General features: G+C 68.8%; 18 protein-coding genes. 3 read left to right on the top strand and 15 right to left on the bottom strand.

The genetic code is table 11. The features are described 5' to 3' along the window. Positions 1 to 38: 38 nt before the first annotated feature. The gene (gene dctP / locus RAN53_RS07680) at positions 39 to 1,061 is read right to left on the bottom strand and encodes a TRAP transporter substrate-binding protein DctP (RefSeq protein WP_305796228.1); all 1,023 of its coding nucleotides are present in this window, start codon (positions 1,059 to 1,061) and stop codon (positions 39 to 41) included. Positions 1,062 to 1,155: 94 nt separating this feature from the next. Next, the gene (locus RAN53_RS07685; RefSeq protein ID WP_305796229.1) at positions 1,156 to 1,692 is read right to left on the bottom strand and encodes a TIGR02444 family protein; all 537 of its coding nucleotides are present in this window, start codon (positions 1,690 to 1,692) and stop codon (positions 1,156 to 1,158) included. A 50-nt stretch (positions 1,693 to 1,742) separates the two neighbouring features. Here RAN53_RS07685 and RAN53_RS07690 point away from each other — a divergent pair, with 50 nt between their 5' ends. Continuing rightward, positions 1,743 to 3,683, top strand: a complete 1,941-nt coding sequence (locus RAN53_RS07690; protein WP_305796230.1) for an ATP-binding cassette domain-containing protein — start codon at positions 1,743 to 1,745, stop codon at positions 3,681 to 3,683. Here RAN53_RS07690 and dtd read toward each other — a convergent pair. From dtd to thiD, 4 genes are all read right to left on the bottom strand, one after another. Further along, a complete protein-coding gene (gene dtd, locus RAN53_RS07695; RefSeq protein WP_305796231.1) occupies positions 3,680 to 4,117 on the bottom strand; it encodes a D-aminoacyl-tRNA deacylase in 438 nt (145 codons plus the stop codon). The genes RAN53_RS07690 and dtd overlap by 4 nt on opposite strands. A gap of 49 nt (positions 4,118 to 4,166) precedes the next feature. Next, a complete protein-coding gene (locus RAN53_RS07700; RefSeq protein ID WP_305796232.1) occupies positions 4,167 to 4,736 on the bottom strand; it encodes a chalcone isomerase family protein in 570 nt (189 codons plus the stop codon). Between the two features lie 105 nt (positions 4,737 to 4,841). Beyond that, entirely contained in the window at positions 4,842 to 5,687 is an 846-nt protein-coding gene (locus RAN53_RS07705) for a universal stress protein (RefSeq protein ID WP_305796233.1), read from the bottom strand. Positions 5,688 to 5,777: 90 nt separating this feature from the next. Further along, a complete protein-coding gene (thiD, locus tag RAN53_RS07710; RefSeq protein ID WP_414842965.1) occupies positions 5,778 to 6,590 on the bottom strand; it encodes a bifunctional hydroxymethylpyrimidine kinase/phosphomethylpyrimidine kinase in 813 nt (270 codons plus the stop codon). A 62-nt stretch (positions 6,591 to 6,652) separates the two neighbouring features. Here thiD and RAN53_RS07715 point away from each other — a divergent pair, with 62 nt between their 5' ends. Further along, a complete protein-coding gene (locus RAN53_RS07715) occupies positions 6,653 to 7,084 on the top strand; it encodes a YqaA family protein (protein WP_305796235.1) in 432 nt (143 codons plus the stop codon). 75 nt (positions 7,085 to 7,159) lie between these two features. Here the strand turns inward: RAN53_RS07715 and RAN53_RS07720 are convergent, their stop codons facing one another. The 6 genes from RAN53_RS07720 to RAN53_RS07745 all read right to left on the bottom strand — a co-directional run bounded on the left by RAN53_RS07720 (position 7,160) and on the right by RAN53_RS07745 (position 12,734). Next, entirely contained in the window at positions 7,160 to 8,266 is a 1,107-nt protein-coding gene (locus RAN53_RS07720; RefSeq protein ID WP_305796236.1) for a TRAP transporter substrate-binding protein, read from the bottom strand. 134 nt (positions 8,267 to 8,400) lie between these two features. Then, positions 8,401 to 9,804, bottom strand: a complete 1,404-nt coding sequence (locus RAN53_RS07725; RefSeq protein ID WP_305796237.1) for a TRAP transporter large permease — start codon at positions 9,802 to 9,804, stop codon at positions 8,401 to 8,403. Beyond that, positions 9,804 to 10,364, bottom strand: a complete 561-nt coding sequence (locus RAN53_RS07730) for a TRAP transporter small permease subunit (protein WP_305796238.1) — start codon at positions 10,362 to 10,364, stop codon at positions 9,804 to 9,806. Before RAN53_RS07730 ends, RAN53_RS07725 begins: the two co-directional genes overlap by 1 nt. Positions 10,365 to 10,482: 118 nt before the next feature. Beyond that, complete coding sequence (locus RAN53_RS07735; RefSeq protein WP_305796239.1) at positions 10,483 to 11,316, bottom strand: endonuclease/exonuclease/phosphatase family protein; 834 nt, start codon at positions 11,314 to 11,316, stop codon at positions 10,483 to 10,485. Position 11,317: 1 nt separating this feature from the next. Beyond that, entirely contained in the window at positions 11,318 to 11,950 is a 633-nt protein-coding gene (locus RAN53_RS07740; protein ID WP_305796240.1) for a thiol:disulfide interchange protein DsbA/DsbL, read from the bottom strand. A 163-nt stretch (positions 11,951 to 12,113) separates the two neighbouring features. Further along, positions 12,114 to 12,734, bottom strand: a complete 621-nt coding sequence (locus RAN53_RS07745; RefSeq protein ID WP_305796241.1) for a c-type cytochrome — start codon at positions 12,732 to 12,734, stop codon at positions 12,114 to 12,116. 233 nt (positions 12,735 to 12,967) lie between these two features. On the opposite strand from RAN53_RS07745, the gene yihA reads away from it, so the two are divergent. Then, positions 12,968 to 13,597, top strand: coding sequence for a ribosome biogenesis GTP-binding protein YihA/YsxC (gene yihA / locus RAN53_RS07750; RefSeq protein WP_305796242.1), 630 nt, complete (start codon positions 12,968 to 12,970; stop codon positions 13,595 to 13,597). Between the two features lie 65 nt (positions 13,598 to 13,662). Here the strand turns inward: yihA and RAN53_RS07755 are convergent, their stop codons facing one another. Genes RAN53_RS07755 through RAN53_RS07765 form a run of 3 tightly spaced genes read right to left on the bottom strand, consistent with a single transcriptional unit; the run spans position 13,663 to position 16,011 of the window. Then, positions 13,663 to 14,388, bottom strand: coding sequence for an HAD family hydrolase (locus tag RAN53_RS07755; protein WP_305796243.1), 726 nt, complete (start codon positions 14,386 to 14,388; stop codon positions 13,663 to 13,665). Further along, a complete protein-coding gene (locus RAN53_RS07760; RefSeq protein WP_305796244.1) occupies positions 14,385 to 15,302 on the bottom strand; it encodes a tyrosine recombinase XerC in 918 nt (305 codons plus the stop codon). The genes RAN53_RS07755 and RAN53_RS07760 overlap by 4 nt, the downstream gene beginning before the upstream one ends. Next, a complete protein-coding gene (locus RAN53_RS07765) occupies positions 15,295 to 16,011 on the bottom strand; it encodes a DUF484 family protein (protein WP_305796245.1) in 717 nt (238 codons plus the stop codon). Before RAN53_RS07765 ends, RAN53_RS07760 begins: the two co-directional genes overlap by 8 nt. Positions 16,012 to 16,022 lie beyond the last annotated feature (11 nt).

Raw genomic sequence — 16,022 nt, forward strand, 5'->3', positions numbered from 1 at the left:
AGATGGGCCACCCCCCTTTCACGGCGACGGGAAGCGAATTACTCCTCGTCGGAGGTCACGGCCTCGAGGTCGGCCTTGAACTGATCGAGAAGCTCCTGGCCCTGCTCACCGGCCATCTCGACGAAGGCCTCCTCGACCTGCGGCGCGGTGGCGCGCAACGTGTCGATCTGTTCGTCGTCCAGGCGGGTGACGGTGCAGTTGTCGCAGGCTTCCGTGATCTTGTTGAGCGACTCCTCGGCCAGGCCCTGGATATGCTCGATGGTGTGGTCGTAGGCCGCCTCGGACGCCTCACGCACCAGCTGCTGGTCCTCTTCGGCGAGGCCATTGTAGAAGTCCTGGTTGGCCATCATGGCGGTGGTGAACCAGCCGTGGCCGGTGAAGGTCAGGTGCGGGGAGACCTCGTAGAGGCCGCCGGACTCGATCCAGAAGATGGGGTTCTCCTGGCCGTCGAGGATGCCGGTCTGCAGGCCACCGTAGACCTCGCCCCAGGGCAGCGGCGTAGGCGTCGCGCCGAAGGCGTTGTAGGTCTCGGAGAGCAGCGGGTTGGTCATCACGCGGATCTTCTTGTTCTGGAAGTCATCCACGGATTCGATGGGCTCGTCGGTGGTCACCACCATCTCGCCCTCGGGATACATCTGCAGCAATTCGAGGCCGTGCTCGGCGTAGAGCTCGGGGAACATCTCGTTGATGGCCTTGCTCTCGTCGAAGAACTCGAGAACGGTGTCCATGTCGGTGGGCAGCAGATAGGGGACGAAGAAGATCTGCGCCGACGGGATCAGCGAGCCGGTGAAGCCCGGTGACTGATTGACGAACTGCAGGATGCCGCTGCGGGTCTGCTCCATGATGTCGTCGGACTCGCCCAGCTCACCGAAGCGGTAGATCTGCACGCTGTGGTCGGAGTTCTCCTCGACATACTCCTTGAAGGCCACGGCGAAGACATCCTGGACGTCGCCCTCGTACTCCTCGTGGGCATAGCGCCAGTTGTCCGCCATGGCGGCGGAGGTCATGCCGAACATCAGTGCGCCGATACCAGCGGTGGTCAACAGCTTGTGTGACTTCATTCTTGTGGTCCTTCTGCAGGTTTTGCCCCGGAGCGTCGCAGGCGCTCGCCACGCGGCATCTGGTGAATTCATATTCACACGGCTGATTTTCAGGCTAGCGTGGCCTCCGGGGAGGGTCAAGGCGCATCACCAGGCGTTTGAGCGTTGAAAGATGGGCTTTTTTCTGCAGTTGCAGGGCATTCGAAAGAAGTTCCTGGGGTGCCGGGTCGCTTTCGTCGAGCGGGCGCAGCGGCCCGGTCATCGCCAGGGCCTCCAGGCGTGCGAGCGCCTCGCGCTCGGCCTCGAGCTCGGCCCGCTTGAGGGTCTCGCGCAGCCTGGCCACGCCGTCGCGTTCGGCGGCGGTGGCCTTGAGCTCGCGGCGTAGCCGGCGCAGCGGGGCGGTGACCTCGCGCTGCCAGCGGCGCACCTCGACGAGGCCCGTTTCACTGCCGTGCTCTGGAATGGCACCGTGGTGCAGCAGCCAGCAGCGCCACAGCAGCTCGCAGACATCGACGCCGGCGTCATCCTGCAGTCGCAGGCACGCGGCCTCGACGTCCGGGCGCGCATAGAGCGCCAGGGCGAAGGGCCACAGCGGCGACTCGGAGAGTCGTCTCCGCATGGCGGCCAGCATTTCGGTAGAATCGTCGCTCATCGTTTTTCCGCCGTCGCGTCGAGCGGCGGCCTTACCCTCGTGGAGCCCGCATGATCGCACTGCGCCAAGTTTCCCTGCAACGCGGCACCCAGGCCCTGCTGGAGGGCGCCGACCTCACCCTGCACGCCGGCCACAAGGCGGGCATCGTCGGCTCCAACGGGGCCGGCAAGTCGAGCCTGTTCAAGCTGCTGCTCGGCGAGCTGGCGCCGGATCGCGGCGAGGTGGAGATGAGTGGCGGCCAGCGCATCGCCCATATGGCCCAGGAGGTGGAGGCGCTGGACCGCTCGCTGCTCGATCATGTCCTCGATGGCCACGCCGAGCTGCGCCGGGCCGAGGCGGCCCTGGCGGCCGCCCGGGAGGCCGGCGACGACCATCGCGAGGCGGAGCTGCACGGCGTCATCGAGGCGCTGGACGGTTACAGCGCGCCGGCCAAGGCCGCCCAGCTGCTGGTGGGGCTGGGCTTTTCACAGGGGGATCTCGAGCGTCCACTGTCGTCCTTCTCCGGGGGCTGGCGGATGCGCGTCAATCTGGCGCGGACCCTGTTCATGCCCTCCGACCTGCTGCTGCTCGACGAGCCCACCAACCACCTCGACCTCGATGCCCTGCTGTGGCTCGAGCAGTGGCTGACGCGCTACCCGGGGACCCTGCTGCTGATCTCCCACGACCGCGACTTCCTGGACGCGGTGTGCGACTGCATCGTGCACTTCGATCGCCGTGCCCTGGTGCTCTATCGCGGCAACTACACCACCTTCGAGCGCACCCGGGCCGAGAAGCTGGCGCTGCAACAGGCCGAGGCCGCCAAGCAGCAGGCGCGTCGCGAGGAGATCGAGCGCTTCGTGGCGCGCTTCCGCGCCAAGGCCACCAAGGCGCGCGCGGCCCAGAGCCGCCTGAAGATGCTCGAGCGCATGGGCGATATCGCCGTGGCCCACGCCGACTCGCCCTTCCACTTCACCCTGCCCGCCGCGGAGAAGACCTCCCACCCGCTGCTGGTGCTGGACGAGGCGCGGTTGGGCTATCGCACCGGGGGGGGCGAGCCGGGTGTGGAGAAGGTCCAGCTCGACAACGTCAGGCTGACCCTGCTGCCCGGGCAGCGCATCGGCCTGCTGGGCCCCAACGGCGCCGGCAAGTCGACCCTGATCAAGTCGCTTATCGGCGAGTTGCCGCTGCTCGCCGGGAAGCGGGTGGCGGGCGAACACCTCAAGGTCGGCTACTTCGCCCAGCACCAGCTGGAGGGGCTGGACCTCGCCGCCACACCCTTCATGCATGTGCAGCGCCTCTCGCCTACCGCCAGCGACCAGGAGATCCGCAACTTCCTGGGCGGCTTCGGCTTCCCGGGTGACGACGTCTTCGGCGAGGTGGGGCGCTTCTCGGGCGGCGAGAAGGCGCGCCTGGCGCTGGCCCTGGTGGCCTGGCAGAAGCCCAACCTGCTGCTGCTTGACGAGCCCACCAACCACCTGGACCTGGAGATGCGCGAGGCGCTCACCGAGGCGCTGGCGGCCTTCGAGGGCACCGTGATCCTGGTCTCCCACGACCGCCACCTGTTGCGCGCCACCGTGGACGAGTTCTGGCGCGTCGCCGACCATCGGGTGGAGCCCTTCGACGGTGACTTGGAGGACTACCGGGCCTGGCTCAAGGCGCGCCTCGAGGGGGCGCGCCGCGAGGCCCGTGACGACAAGGCCGAGCAGGGGGCGCCGAAGGAGGATCGCAAGGCGTCGCGCCGCGCCGCCGCCGAGCTGCGCGAGAAGCTGCGCCCGCTGAAGAAACAGCGCGATCGCGCCGAGCAGGCCATGGAGAAGATCCAGGCCGAGCTGGCCGGGGTGGAGGAGGCGCTTGGCGATGCCGAGCTCTACACCGACCCCGCCCGCAAGGAGGCGCTCACCGCGACCCTGGCCCGCCAGGGCGAGCTCAAGTCGCGCCTCGACGACCTGGAGGCGGAGTGGCTCGCCGCCGAGGAGGCGCTGGAAACCATGGCGGCCGAGCTCGGCGGCTAGCTCTCCAGCAAGAAGGTCACCGGCCCATCGTTGACCAGCGCGACCTGCATGTTGGCGGCGAACTCGCCGCTGGCGACCTTCGGCCAGGCCGCTTCGGCGCGCGCCAGCAGCCTATGGAAGAGGCGGTCGCCATCGGCGGGCGGGGCCGCGCTGGAGAAGCTGGGGCGCAGCCCCTTGCGGGTATCCGCGGCCAGGGTGAACTGGGAGACCAGCAGCAGGCCGCCTTCCACCTGCTGCAGGTTGAGGTTCATCTTGCCCTCGGCATCGCTGAACACCCGGTAGTGCAGCAGCTTGTGCAGCAGGCGTTCCACGGCGGTCTCGTCGTCTCCCTTCTCCACCCCGACCAGGGCCAGCAGGCCGTGGTCGATGGCGCCCACGGTGCGCCCCTCCACCTCCACGCTGGCGCGGGTCACGCGCTGGATCAGTGCCTTCATGCTGGGTCTCCCGGCGATCTCGAACGCGGCAGGGTAGCATGCTCGCGGCTCAGCGGCGCCCCAGCAGGGCGTCGCGGAACGCCTCCTTGAGCGGTGAGTCACCCAGCCAGATGGCGAAGAGCGCGTTGGCCAGCTCGGGATCGTCGCCTCGATAGAGCGTCTCGCCGTTCAGCGCCAGGCTCAGGCCGTCGCCACTCCAGGTGAGGGCGTAGCGGTCACCGGGCTCGACGCTGCGATAGGCGCGGGTGAAGGCGTTGAGGGAGGGCAGCAGCTCGCGGTAGGCCGACTCGCCCCGGGCCTCGCGGACCCGGTCTCGGGTCACCCCGGCGAAGTCGTCGGCTGCGATGGCGTGGAAGTACTCCAGCTCCAGGCGCCGCGGGATCTCCTCGAGGGGCGCGGGCGTCGAGGCGCCGGGCGCCTGGTAGTAGGCCCCGGCGTAGGCGTCCCAGATCATGTAGCGGAACAGGCCGTGACCGACCAGGCGGAAGGCCTGATCCTGTGTCTCCAGCTCGCCGGCGAAGCGTGCGCCGTTGACCTCCACAGGCTCGCTGGCCTGGGCGCTGGCCGCGGGGGCAAGCAGCAGGATCATCAGCAGGGGGATAAGGGGAAACAGACGCATGGCAGTGCCTCCACAGGAGAGAATCCTCCTGTACAGACAATGCCATCACGTATAGGTTCTGTCTACTTATTGTCCGCTACGCCTGGTTCGCTACTTTTTGTTTCGCTACCAGGCACGGCACAGCATGATGTCGCAGTGAGGCTCGGCCAGCAGCGATTCGGTGATCTGGCTGTGGCGGCCCAGCTGGCCGCGGCTGCCCAGCGCCAGCAGGTCCGGCGGCTGACGCCGCAGGCGGTTCATCAGCACCTCCAGAGGCGCGCCCTGCTCCAGCACCAGCTCCACCTCCGGCACGTCGTCCAGCTCGGCCATCAGGCGCTCCACCTCGGCCTCCAGCTGGCTCTGCAGCCGCGCCACCTCGCGGTCGCGCCAGCGGGCGAAGTCGCCGCGGGAGCCCAGCTCGCGCTCGCCGGGGATGTCCCAGGCGTGGAGCAGGGTCAGGCGGGTGTCGGGGAAGCGGCGCAGGGTCTCGCGCAGGGTATGGCGGGAGGTGAGCGAGAAGTCCATGGGCAGCAGGATCTCCTCCCAGCCCTGGTTGGCGGTGTGGCTTACCGAGAGCACCGGGCAGGGGGCGCTGCGCAGCACCCGGGCCAGGGTGGTGCCGGACACCAGGTCGGGCTGGCCCCGCTTGCGGTGGGCCCCCAGCACGATCATGTCCACCTCGCGCTCGTGGGCCTCGCGGATGATCTCGGCATAGGGAGAGCCGGTGACCGTCTGCATCAGCACCCGCGGTTCGGGCAGGGCATAGTCCTCGCGGATATCGGTGAGGGTCGCCTGCATGTCGGCCACCACGGCCTCCTCCAGGTCGTGGAGCACCCGGCGCGGCAGGTAGGGGTCGAGCACATGGATGACGTCGAGACGGGCGCCCTGCTCGGCCGCCAGGCGCACCGCCCTGGCGAAGGCGGCGCGGTTCTCGGCCGAGAGGTCGCAGGCGAACAGCAGGGTCGGTGTCATGACGGCTCCTTGGCGTGGCGCCACGGCGGTGTAGATCTTCAGCATGGGAGGCGCCGGCCGGGGCTGCAAGGCGAGATGCGCGAAAGGCCGCTACCACCAGGCATGGAAGTGGTGCACCGGCCCCTGGCCACGCCCCACGTCCAGGCGTCGGCTGGCGGCGAGCGCCGCGCCCAGCCAGCGCTTGGCCGCGGCCACCGCCTGCTCCAGGCTGTCGCCCCGGGCCAGGCGTGCGGCGATCGCCGAGGAGAGGGTGCAGCCGGTACCGTGGAGGTTGGTGGTATCCACCCGTGCGCCCTCGATCCAGCTGGCCGCCTCGGCGGTGATCAGCAGGTCGGGGCACTCCTCGCCGACCAGGTGCCCGCCCTTGAGCAGGGTGGCCCCGGCGCCCAGCTCGCGCAGCGCCGGGGCCAGTGCCAGCATGCCGGCGCGGTCGGTCGGGGCCGGAGCGCACAGCAGTACCGCCGCTTCGGGCAGATTGGGGGTGATCAGATCGGCCTGGGGCACCAGCACCTCGCGTACCGCGCGGATGCCGGCGTCGTCCACCAGGATATCGCCGCTCTTGGCCACCATCACCGGGTCGAGCACCACCCAGCGCGGCCGGCGTCGCGCCAGGGCGTCGCGGATCACCTCGGCCACGTCGCGGCTGGCCACCATGCCGACCTTCGCCGCATCGAGGTGCACATCATCGAGCAGGGCCTCGAGCTGGGCGGCGATGAAGTCGGCGGGCACCGGATGAACCCCGCTCACGCCACGGGTATTCTGTGCGGTCAGCGCGGTGATCACGCTGGTCGCGTAGGCGCCGAGTGCCGAGAAGGTCTTGAGGTCGGCCTGGATGCCGGCGCCGCCGCTGGGGTCGGAGCCGGCGATGGTCAGGGTGTTGGGTATGGGACGGGAGTGGGCCATCATCGTCACGTCATTGCGGTCGAAGGAGGCCGACAGCCTACTGCAGGGAGGGGGACGGTGCCATGCTGATGCTATTCCTCGTGGCGCTGGCCAGCGCCACCCTGCTGCCCGGTGGCTCCGAGGTATGGCTGGCCCGGCTGTGGTGCCTGGAGCAGCCCGCCCAGGCATTGTGGGCGGTGGCCACCGTCGGCAATACCCTGGGCAGCCTGGTCAACGTGGCGCTGGGACGCTATGCGCGGCACTTCGAGGGGCGGCGCTGGTTTCCCGCCTCCCGACAGGGGCTGGCGCTTGCCGAGCGCTGGTACCTGCGCTTCGGCGAGTGGAGCCTGCTGGCCAGCTGGGTACCGGTGGTCGGTGACCCGCTCACCGTGCTGGCCGGCGTCCTGCGCCTGCCGTGGTGGCGCGCCATCCTGCTGATCACCCTGGCCAAGGCGGCGCGCTATGCCCTGGTGCTGTGGCTCGCCGAAGCCTGGCTGGCGCCGCTATGCCAGTGACCGCCAGTCCCTGGGTGCTGCAAACGCAAGGGGGGCCGCCCGAAGGCGGCCCCCCTTGTCGGAGTAGCAACGGCCTCAGTTGCCGGTGCTCTCCTCCGGGTTGCGGGCGTTGTAGTAGGCCTGCTCGGAGATGGTGTGGTAGTTGACCACCTTGTCCTGGAAGGCGCGGTAGGACTCGTGGATGCGCGTGGAAAGCTCGCTCTCCTCGGCGAGTTCGGCGACCACGTCGGCGGAGTGCTCCTTGGCTTGGGCCAGGACGTCGTCCGGCAGACGGCGCAGCTCAACCCCATGCTCGTTGACTAGGGTCTCCAGGGCATCGTTGTTGCGGGCGGTGTACTCGTCCAGTACATCGGCATTGATGTCGCGCACCGCGGTGCGCAGGATCGCCTGCAGGTCGGCGGGCAGCGAGGCATAGGCCTCCTCGTTGATGATCGCCTCGAACATCACGGTCGGCTCGTGCCAGCCCGGATAGTAGTAGTAGTCGGCGGCCTGGTGCAGGCCGAAGGCCAGGTCATTGTAGGGGCCAATCCACTCGGTGGCGTCGATGGCACCGGACTGCAGCGACGTGAAGATCTCGCCACCGGGCATGTTGACGATGGCCACGCCCATGCGCTCCATCACCTCGCCGCCGAGGCCCGGCATGCGCATCTTCAGGCCGTCCAGGTCGGCGGCGGAGTTGATCTCCTTGTTGTACCAGCCGCCCATCTGCACGCCGGAGGCACCGGCGACCAGCACATCTACGCCGAAGTCGTCATACAGCTCGTTCCACAGCTCGAGGCCACCGCCGTAGTGCAGCCAGGCGTTCATCTCCTGGGCATTCATGCCGAAGGGCACGGCGGCGAAGAACTGGGCGGCCGGGGCCTTGCCCTTCCAGTAGTAGGAGGCGGAATGCCCCAGCTCCGCGGTCCCCTCGGAGACGGCGTCGAACACCTCGAAGCCCGGCACCAGCTGGCCGGCCCCGAACACCTCGATGGTCAGGCGTCCGTTGGACATCTCCTCGACCAGTTCGGACAGGCGCTCGGGTCCCTGGCCAACGCCCGGAAAGTTCTTCGGCCAGGAGGTGACCATCTTCCACTCGAAGGTGTCCTGGGCCTGGGCGGTGTTTTCCAGCGCGGATATGGCGACCAGGCCGCCGGCGGCGGTGGTCATGGCGATGGCGGTAGTGAGCGTTCTGAGCTTCATGCATTGCCTCGTTGTGGCGTTATGTTGGCGTTGTATCGGCCCGGCAGGCCGAGTGGCGGCACGGGGCCGTCACGGACCGGGTGACTATAGCCCTCCGGCCATCGGGGGGAATAACGCTGCACTCACGCTCGTGTTCAGAACGCCTCGGGTAGCCAGGTAGCCAGCTCCGGGAACCAGGCCAGTGCCAGCAGCATGCACAGCTGCAGGACGATGAACGGGATCACCCCCTTGTAGATCGCCGAGGTGGGCACCGATTCCGGCGCCACGCCGCGCAGGTAGAAGAGCGCGAAGCCGAAGGGCGGTGTCAGGAAGGAGGTCTGCAGGTTGATGGCGATCATGATGCCCAGCCATATGGGGTCGAGCCCCATGGCCAGCAGGATCGGCCCGACGATGGGCACCACCACGAAGGTGATCTCGATGAAGTCGAGGATGAAGCCGAGCAGGAAGATCACCAGCATCACGATGAGGGTTGCCCCCACCACCCCGCCGGGCATGCCCTCGAACAGCTCGGTGACCAGTTCTTCGCCGCCGTAGGCACGAAACACCAGCGAGAAGAGCGCGGCACCGATCAGGATCATGAACACCATGGTGGTGACGTGGGTCGTCGAGCGCAGCACCTCCTTGAGGGTCTGCAGGTCCAGGCGGCGATAGGCCAGGGCCAGGATCATCGCCCCGAAGGCCCCCACCGCCGAGGCCTCGGTGGGGGTGGCGAAGCCGCCGAGGATCGAGCCCAGCACGGCCACGATCAGCACGATGGGTGGCACCAGTCCCTTGAGCAGCAGCCACCCCAGGCCGCCCTCGTGGCCCAGTTCCGCCATCAGTTCCTGGCGATCGGCGGGTGGGGCGGATTGCGGCCTGAGCCAGGCGACCACCGCGACATAGGTGATGTAGAGAACCACCAGGATCAGCCCCGGCACCAGGGCACCCATGAAGAGGTCGCCCACCGAGACGGTCTTGGGGCTGAAGATGCCCATCGAGAGCTGGGCCTGCTGATAAGCGGAGGAGAGCACGTCACCGAGCAGCACCAGGGCGATGGAGGGCGGGATGATCTGGCCCAGGGTGCCGGTGGCACAGATGGTGCCGGTGGCCAGCGGCATGCTGTAGCCGCGCTTGAGCATGGTCGGCAGCGACATCAGGCCCATGGTCACCACGGTGGCGCCGACGATGCCGGTGGAGGCGGCCAGAAGCATGCCCACCAGGGTCACCGAGATGCCCAGGCCGCCGCGCAGCGAGCCAAACAGCATGGCCATGGCGTCGAGCAGGGTCTCGGCGACCTTGGACTTCTCCAGCAGCACGCCCATCAGCACGAAGAGTGGCACTGCCAGCAGGGTCTGGTTGGTCATGATGCCGTAGAGGCGGTTGGGGAAGGCGCCCAGGTAGCCGCTGTCGAAGGGGGCATCTATCCCCAGCGACTCGAGGCCCAGCCCCAAGCCGGCGAAGGCCAAGGCGGTGCCGGCCAGTGACAGGGCGACCGGATAGCCAGCCATCAGCACCATGCAGATGACCAGGAAGAGCACCAGGGGCATGAACTCCAGCATTACAGGCGCTCCTCGGCATGGTCGTGGTCGTTAGCAGGGGGATTCATGCGCCCGGTGAGGTCCAGGAAGTGGCGGCTCGCCTCCACCAGCGCCTGGAGGATCATCAGTCCGGCGAAGAGCGGGATCAGCGTCTTGAGCAGGAAAACGCCGGGGATGCCGCCCGAATCGGGAGAACCCTCGAGGATGCGCCAGGAATTGCCCACATATTTCGTGCTCGACAGGAGCACGAAGATCATCACCGGCAGCAGCAGGAAGAGGGTGCCGCAGAGGTCGACCAGTGCCTTGCGTTTCGGCGTCATGGCGCGATAGAAGATATCCACGCGCACATGGCCGTCGTGCTTGAGGGTCCAGGCCGCGGCCAGCATGAACACCACGGCATGCATGTACATCACCGACTCCTGCATGGCGATGCTGTTGAAGTTGAAGACGTAGCGCAGCACCACGATCAGGAACTGGATGAGCATCATCGCCAGGACAAGCCAGGAGAGGCTCCTGCCGAGCCATTCGGAAGCACGGTCGAGCCATACGATGGCGCCTGGCAGCGCGCGGGATTGGGCCATGGGGTAGGTCTCGTTGTTCAGTCTTCGCGTCTGATGGGTCGGTATGGTCGCACATCGGTGCCCCGGCGGCAGCCACCCGGTCCAACGTTGACTATACGCTCTGCCCGTGTGGCGGTGGTCAGCGCTGGCGTCGGGTCTCGCCCCGGTTAGTCGCCAGGCAGGCGTCCAGGCAGGCCGGTGGCAGGCGAATATCCACGGCAATCGGCAGGTGGTCGGAGAACAGGTGGTCGAGCACGCGGACCTCGTCGGCCTCCAGCGAGTCGGAGAGCAGGATATGGTCCAGGGCGCGGCGCGGCTGCCAGGAGGGATAGCTGAGTGGCGGCCGTACCGGGTGCAGCGGCAGCGCGGCGCTGAAGCGCTGGTGGCCGTGGAGCTGCTCGGGGGTACAGTTGAGGTCGCCCATCACCACCACGTGACGTAGCGGCTGGATGATCTCCGAGAGGTAGTCGAGCTGGCGCACCCGGCCGCGATGGCTCAGCGCCAGGTGGGCGACGAACAGGTGGAGGGCGTCGGGGCCCTCTCCGAAGCGGGCATGAATGGCGCCACGCCCGGGCAGCGTGCCCGGGAGCTGGTACTCATCGATGCGTGCTGGGGGGAGCCGCGACAGCAGGCCATTGCTGTGCTGGGCGATGCGGCCCAGGTTGCGATTGAGTTGCTGGAAGTGGTGAGGGAAGCCGCCGTGGGTGGCGAGGTACTCCACCTGGTTGACGTGGCTGGAGCGGAAGCTGCCACCATCGGCCTCCTGGAGGCCGACGATGTCGAAGCGTCCCAGCACCTCGCTGACCATGTCCAGGCGGTGCTGTCGCCGCGGGTGAGGCAGCAGATGCTGCCAGCTACGGGTCAGGTAGTGGTGGTAGGCCGAGGTCTGGATGCCCACCTGCAGGTTGAAGGTGAGCAGCTTGAGGTGGCCGCCCTCCAGGGGCGGCATCCTTGCCTCGGCCAGGTGAGACATCTCAGTCCTCACGCTCCTCGCGGACCTTCCCGACCAGCGCCTCGGCGATCTGCGGCATGTTCGCCAGGCTGCCGGCGCTGCTCGGACTCACCAGGTAGCGGCCGTCGACGATCAGCGCGGGCACGCCCATCAGGCGCATCTTGCGCATGCGGGAGTTGGCCTGGTTGACCTGGCTCTTCACCGCGAAGGAGCCCAGCGCCTGCTGCGCCTCCTCCTCGCTCACGCCGTAGTCGCTGAAGAACTCGGCGATGGCGCCGTTCTCGGTCAGGCTGCGACCCTCCTCGTGGATGGCGTGGAAGAAGTCGTCATGGATGGCGTCGAGGATGCCGAGCTCCTCGGCGGCGTAGAAGGCCAGGGCGTGCTGGTTCCAGTCGCCGCCCATGGTGGCCGGCATGCGCTGGAAACTGACGTCCTCGGGCTGCTCGGCGACCCAGGCATTGAGCGGCTCCTCCAGGTTGTAGCAGTGGGGGCAGCCGTACCAGAAGGCCTCGGTGACCTCGATCTGGCCGTCGTCGACGCGGGTCTCCACGGGCTCGGGCAGCACCTCGTAGTGCTCACCCTCCACCAGGTTCTGGGCGCTGGCCAGGCCCGGCAGGGCGAGGCCGGCGAGCACGAGCATCAGGGGCTTCAACATGGGCATCTCTCTCCTTGGGATGAATCGCGTCCCGGCGAGTCCGGGTGTCGCTGCCTTTGAGCGCGTCGTCGGGCTCGGGTTCCCCGCGCACGCTACGGCAAATATGCCAGGGGCGGCCCGAAGGCCGCCCCGACTGAGTGCAGGTACGCTGACCGAGAAGGACTCAGTGCAGGCCCAGCACGTAGTTGGCTACGGCTTCCATGTCGGCATCGCTCATCTTGGAGGCGATATCGCGCATGATATTGGCCGGGTCGTTGGCCCGCTCGCCGGCGGCGAAGGCCTGCAGGGTGGCCACGGTGTACTGGGCATGCTGGCCGGAGAGCGCCGGATAGACGGCGCTGCCGATGCCCTGGCCGGTCGGTGTGTGGCAGGCGGCACAGGCCGGGATGCCCTTGGCCATGTCGCCGGCGCGATAGAGTTCGCGACCGCGCTCGACCAGCAGCTCGTCGGGGTCCGCCTGGCCCAGGGCCGCGTCCTTGTCGGCATAGAACTTGGCCACGTCCCAGGCGTCCTGGTCGGAGAAGTTGTCGACCTGACCGGCCATCTGGGGAACCATGCGGTTGCCGTCGCGGATATCCATGATCTGCTTGGCCAGGTAGGAGGCCTGCTGGCCCGCCAGGTTGGGGAAGGCGCCGGTGGGGCTGATGCCCTCCTGGCCGTGGCATGCCGCGCAGGCGGCGGCCTTGTCACGGCCCGCTGCCGCATCGGCATCGGCCTCGAGGTCTGCGTGGGCGGCGCCGACGGCGCCCATGGTGATTGCCAGGCTTGCCAGTAACTTTCTCATCGCTAATCCACTATGCCGTTACGTTGTTGACCGGTACGTACCCTGGGTGTCGCCCGGATCGCGACGCCGGCCAGCCTCTGGGTTCTCGAGCGGGCCAATCGCGGACGTCGTGGGCGCGGTGGTACACTAGCGTGCCCCGGGTCGCAGACAAAAGACACTGTATTATACCGAATCACCCTGCCGGCGGGAATGCAAGCCGCCAGCCCCTTGTTCAATGTCAGGAATCCTCGCCCATGGCGCGACTCGACTCTCGTCTCAACTATCAGACCGCCCGCTTCCTTATCAGCGCTCCGACCCTGGCCAAGTGCCCGGAGGACGACGGTGCCGAGGTGGCCTTTGCGGGCCGCTCGAATGCCGGAAAATCAAGCGCGATCAACACCTTGACCCGGCAGAACGCGCTGGCGCGGATCTCCAAGACGCCCGGGCGCACCCAGCTGATCAACTTCTTCACGCTGGGTGACAACCTCGACCGGCGCCTGGTGGACCTGCCCGGTTATGGCTATGCCAAGGTGCCCGAGGCGGTCAAGCTGGAGTGGCAGCGCCACCTTTCCGACTATCTGCAGCGCCGCTCCTCGCTCAAGGGCCTGGTGCTGGTGATGGATGTGCGCCACCCGCTCTCCGAGTTCGACCAGACCATGCTGGGCTGGGCCGATGCCCAGGAGATGCCGGTGCATATCCTGCTGACCAAGGCCGACAAGCTCAAGCGCGGCCCCGCGGCGAGCGCCCTGCAGCAGGTGCGCTCGCGGCTGCGCGAATGGGAGGACCTGGTGACCATCCAGCTCTTCTCGTCGCTCAAGGGGCAGGGCGTCGAGGAGTTGGAGGCACGCCTGGATGGCTGGCTGCTAGGGCCCACAGAAGCGTAACTTTCGATCGGAACTTTCCCGTGGACAGCCCTCTTCGGCTCGTCCACGGCGCCCCTTGCCGGGGGTCAGCTCCGTGCTTCCAGCCAGCGAATCAGCTCCGGCAGCTCGCGCACATGCGCCAGGCGATGGATGCCCTGGGGCATCGGGCGGTCGTCGGGGCCGATCCATGCCGCCAACATGCCCAGGCGACGGGCGGGCAGGGCATCCTCCTCCCAGGAGTCGCCCACGTGGAGGGATCGCGCGGGGTGCGCGCCAAGGCGCGACAGCGCCAGCAGGAAGGGGCGCGGGTCGGGCTTGGGGGCGAGCAGCTCGCCGGCGGCGACGGCCACCGGGAAGTGGCGCCCCAGCGGCAGCCGGGCGACCTCGACGTTGCCGTTGGTGATGCTGGCCAGCCGATAGCGCCTGCCCAGCGCCTCCAGCAGCCCCTCCACCTCCGGATGGGGCTCGACCTCGTGGCGCAGCGCCATGAAGCGCTCCATGGCTCGCGCCGCCCACTGCTCGGCGTGTTCATTCGCCAGTCCGTACTCCCCCAGCAGCTCGGCCAGCGCCCGGCGGCGCAGCCAGGTGAAGTCGCCGCGCCGCGGCGGGTGGGCGGCGGCCAGTGTCTGGCGGCGTGCCACGAAGGCTTCCAGCGGGAAGCGAGCGGCGAAGCGGCCGGCGGGGGCCACGGCCGCCCGCTCGGCCAGCGCCGCGTCGAGCCAAGCGTAGTGGTCGTGCTCGGTGCGGCGCATGACGCCGCCGTTGTCCCACAGGGTATCGTCCAGATCGAAGGTGATCGCCGCGAGGTTCATGTCGGGGTCTCGTCGCTGGGTCGACGCCGCGCCCGCGGGTGGGCGGCGTCGTAGCTGGCCGCCAGGTGCTGCCAGTCGAGGTGGGTATAGACCTGGGTGGTGGAGAGATTGGCGTGGCCCAGCAGCTCCTGCACGGCGCGCAGGTCCTGGCTCGACTCCAGCAGGTGGCTGGCGAAGGAGTGGCGCAGCCGGTGCGGGTGGAGATGCTCGTCGAGCCCGCGGCGCCGGGCGATCAGCGCCAGGCGCTGCTGGATGGCGCGATGGCCCAGCCGCGTCCCGCGGTTGCCGACGAACAGCGCGGACTCGCCGGGGGCGGCCATGGCCGCGCGCACGCCGATCCAGGCCTGCAGTGCCTGGCGGGCCCGCGACCCCACCGGGACCTGGCGCGGCTTGCCGCCCTTGCCCAGCACCCGCACCCGCTCGTCGCGCAGGTCGGCGAGGTCCAGCCCGGTCAGCTCGGCGAGGCGCAGGCCGCTGGAGTAGAAGAGCTCGAGCATCGCCTGGTCGCGCACCGCCAGGGGCGAGCCGTCGTGGGGCGTGTCCAGGAAGTTCGCCAGGCGGTCCACGTCCACCGGGCGCGGCAGGTGGCGGGGCTGACGCGGGCTGCGCACCAATGCCACCGGGTTGTGGTCGAGGTGGCCCGCGGCGAGCAGGTGGTCGGCCAGGCGCGAGCAGGCCGAGCGGCGCCGGGCCAGGCTGCGTGGCGCCAGGCCCCGGGCCCGCTCGCCGCCCAGGAAGCGGCGCATCAGGCCGGCATCCAGCTGGCGCCATGCCGTCACCTCCTGCTCCTCCAGGAAGTCGAGCAGGCGGGTCAGGTCGCGCCGGTAGGCGTCCAGGGTGGCGAGACTGGCGGTGCGCGCGAGCCTGGCCAGGAAGGCCTCCACCTCGGCGACGAGCGGTCCGGGGCTAGGCATGCTCGGGGCCGAGGCGTATCAGCAGCCGTGCCACCACGTCGCCCACATATTCGGTGAACAGGGTGTCCATGCTGGCCCGGAAGTGGTCGGGATCGGGGCTGGCCAGGACCAGGTACCCCAGCGGCTCGCCCAGGCTCAGCCGGGTAATGGCACAGGAACCCGAGCGACGCGGTGCGCTGGTGTGAGGCAGCAGGCGCTTCCAGTCGGTAGGTGTCAGTCGGGTACAGCGGCTGGTGCGGCCGTCCAGCAGCGCCGCCAGGCGTGACCCGGCATGCTCGTCGAGCACCTGGCGTGGCGCCTGAGGCGGGTGCGGCTCGGGGTCGGAGAGGCTGGGCGGGCACCACAGCGCCACCGCGGGCGTGGCGAAGTGCTCGGCGAGGTGGGTGGCCAGCGCCTGCCCCAGGGCGTCGCGGTCCTGGGCCTCCACCAGCGCCAGTACCAGCTCGCGGGTGCGCCGGTACTGGGCCTCGTTGTGGCGCGCCGACTCCAGCAGCTGCTCCAGGCGCCACTCGGCCTGCTCGGCGCGGGTTCTCAGGTCGTGGACCAGGCGCTCGAGCAGCGAGGTGGCGCCGCGCGCCTCGGGGTGGGGCACCTTGAGCTGCTGCAGCAGGCCTTCGCGGCCGACGAAGAAGTCGGGATGGGTGGCCAGCCATTCGGCGACCCGGTCCGGGTCGAGGGTCTTGCGCGGTTCTGGGGCGGCTCGTGACATGCCATCTCCTC

It is taken from the genome of Halomonas sp. SSL-5 (genome assembly GCF_030708455.1).
Classification (GTDB): domain Bacteria; phylum Pseudomonadota; class Gammaproteobacteria; order Pseudomonadales; family Halomonadaceae; genus Halomonas.

What these genes read in the sequence shown, in the direction of transcription:
- RAN53_RS07705 (WP_305796233.1), bottom strand. Translation starts at nt 5,687, where the DNA reads ATGACACCGACCCTGCTGTTCGCCTGCGACCTCTCGGCCGAGAACCGC.
- RAN53_RS07725 (WP_305796237.1), bottom strand. Translation starts at nt 9,804, where the DNA reads ATGCTGGAGTTCATGCCCCTGGTGCTCTTCCTGGTCATCTGCATGGTG.
- RAN53_RS07755 (WP_305796243.1), bottom strand. Translation starts at nt 14,388, where the DNA reads ATGAACCTCGCGGCGATCACCTTCGATCTGGACGATACCCTGTGGGAC.
- thiD (WP_414842965.1), bottom strand. Translation starts at nt 6,590, where the DNA reads ATGGCCCACTCCCGTCCCATACCCAACACCCTGACCATCGCCGGCTCC.
- dtd (WP_305796231.1), bottom strand. Translation starts at nt 4,117, where the DNA reads ATGAAGGCACTGATCCAGCGCGTGACCCGCGCCAGCGTGGAGGTGGAG.
- RAN53_RS07765 (WP_305796245.1), bottom strand. Translation starts at nt 16,011, where the DNA reads ATGTCACGAGCCGCCCCAGAACCGCGCAAGACCCTCGACCCGGACCGG.
- RAN53_RS07735 (WP_305796239.1), bottom strand. Translation starts at nt 11,316, where the DNA reads ATGTCTCACCTGGCCGAGGCAAGGATGCCGCCCCTGGAGGGCGGCCAC.
- yihA (WP_305796242.1), top strand. Translation starts at nt 12,968, where the DNA reads ATGGCGCGACTCGACTCTCGTCTCAACTATCAGACCGCCCGCTTCCTT.
- dctP (WP_305796228.1), bottom strand. Translation starts at nt 1,061, where the DNA reads ATGAAGTCACACAAGCTGTTGACCACCGCTGGTATCGGCGCACTGATG.
- RAN53_RS07730 (WP_305796238.1), bottom strand. Translation starts at nt 10,364, where the DNA reads ATGGCCCAATCCCGCGCGCTGCCAGGCGCCATCGTATGGCTCGACCGT.
- RAN53_RS07720 (WP_305796236.1), bottom strand. Translation starts at nt 8,266, where the DNA reads ATGAAGCTCAGAACGCTCACTACCGCCATCGCCATGACCACCGCCGCC.
- RAN53_RS07760 (WP_305796244.1), bottom strand. Translation starts at nt 15,302, where the DNA reads ATGCCTAGCCCCGGACCGCTCGTCGCCGAGGTGGAGGCCTTCCTGGCC.
- RAN53_RS07740 (WP_305796240.1), bottom strand. Translation starts at nt 11,950, where the DNA reads ATGTTGAAGCCCCTGATGCTCGTGCTCGCCGGCCTCGCCCTGCCGGGC.
- RAN53_RS07690 (WP_305796230.1), top strand. Translation starts at nt 1,743, where the DNA reads ATGATCGCACTGCGCCAAGTTTCCCTGCAACGCGGCACCCAGGCCCTG.
- RAN53_RS07745 (WP_305796241.1), bottom strand. Translation starts at nt 12,734, where the DNA reads ATGAGAAAGTTACTGGCAAGCCTGGCAATCACCATGGGCGCCGTCGGC.
- RAN53_RS07685 (WP_305796229.1), bottom strand. Translation starts at nt 1,692, where the DNA reads ATGAGCGACGATTCTACCGAAATGCTGGCCGCCATGCGGAGACGACTC.
- RAN53_RS07700 (WP_305796232.1), bottom strand. Translation starts at nt 4,736, where the DNA reads ATGCGTCTGTTTCCCCTTATCCCCCTGCTGATGATCCTGCTGCTTGCC.
- RAN53_RS07715 (WP_305796235.1), top strand. Translation starts at nt 6,653, where the DNA reads ATGCTGATGCTATTCCTCGTGGCGCTGGCCAGCGCCACCCTGCTGCCC.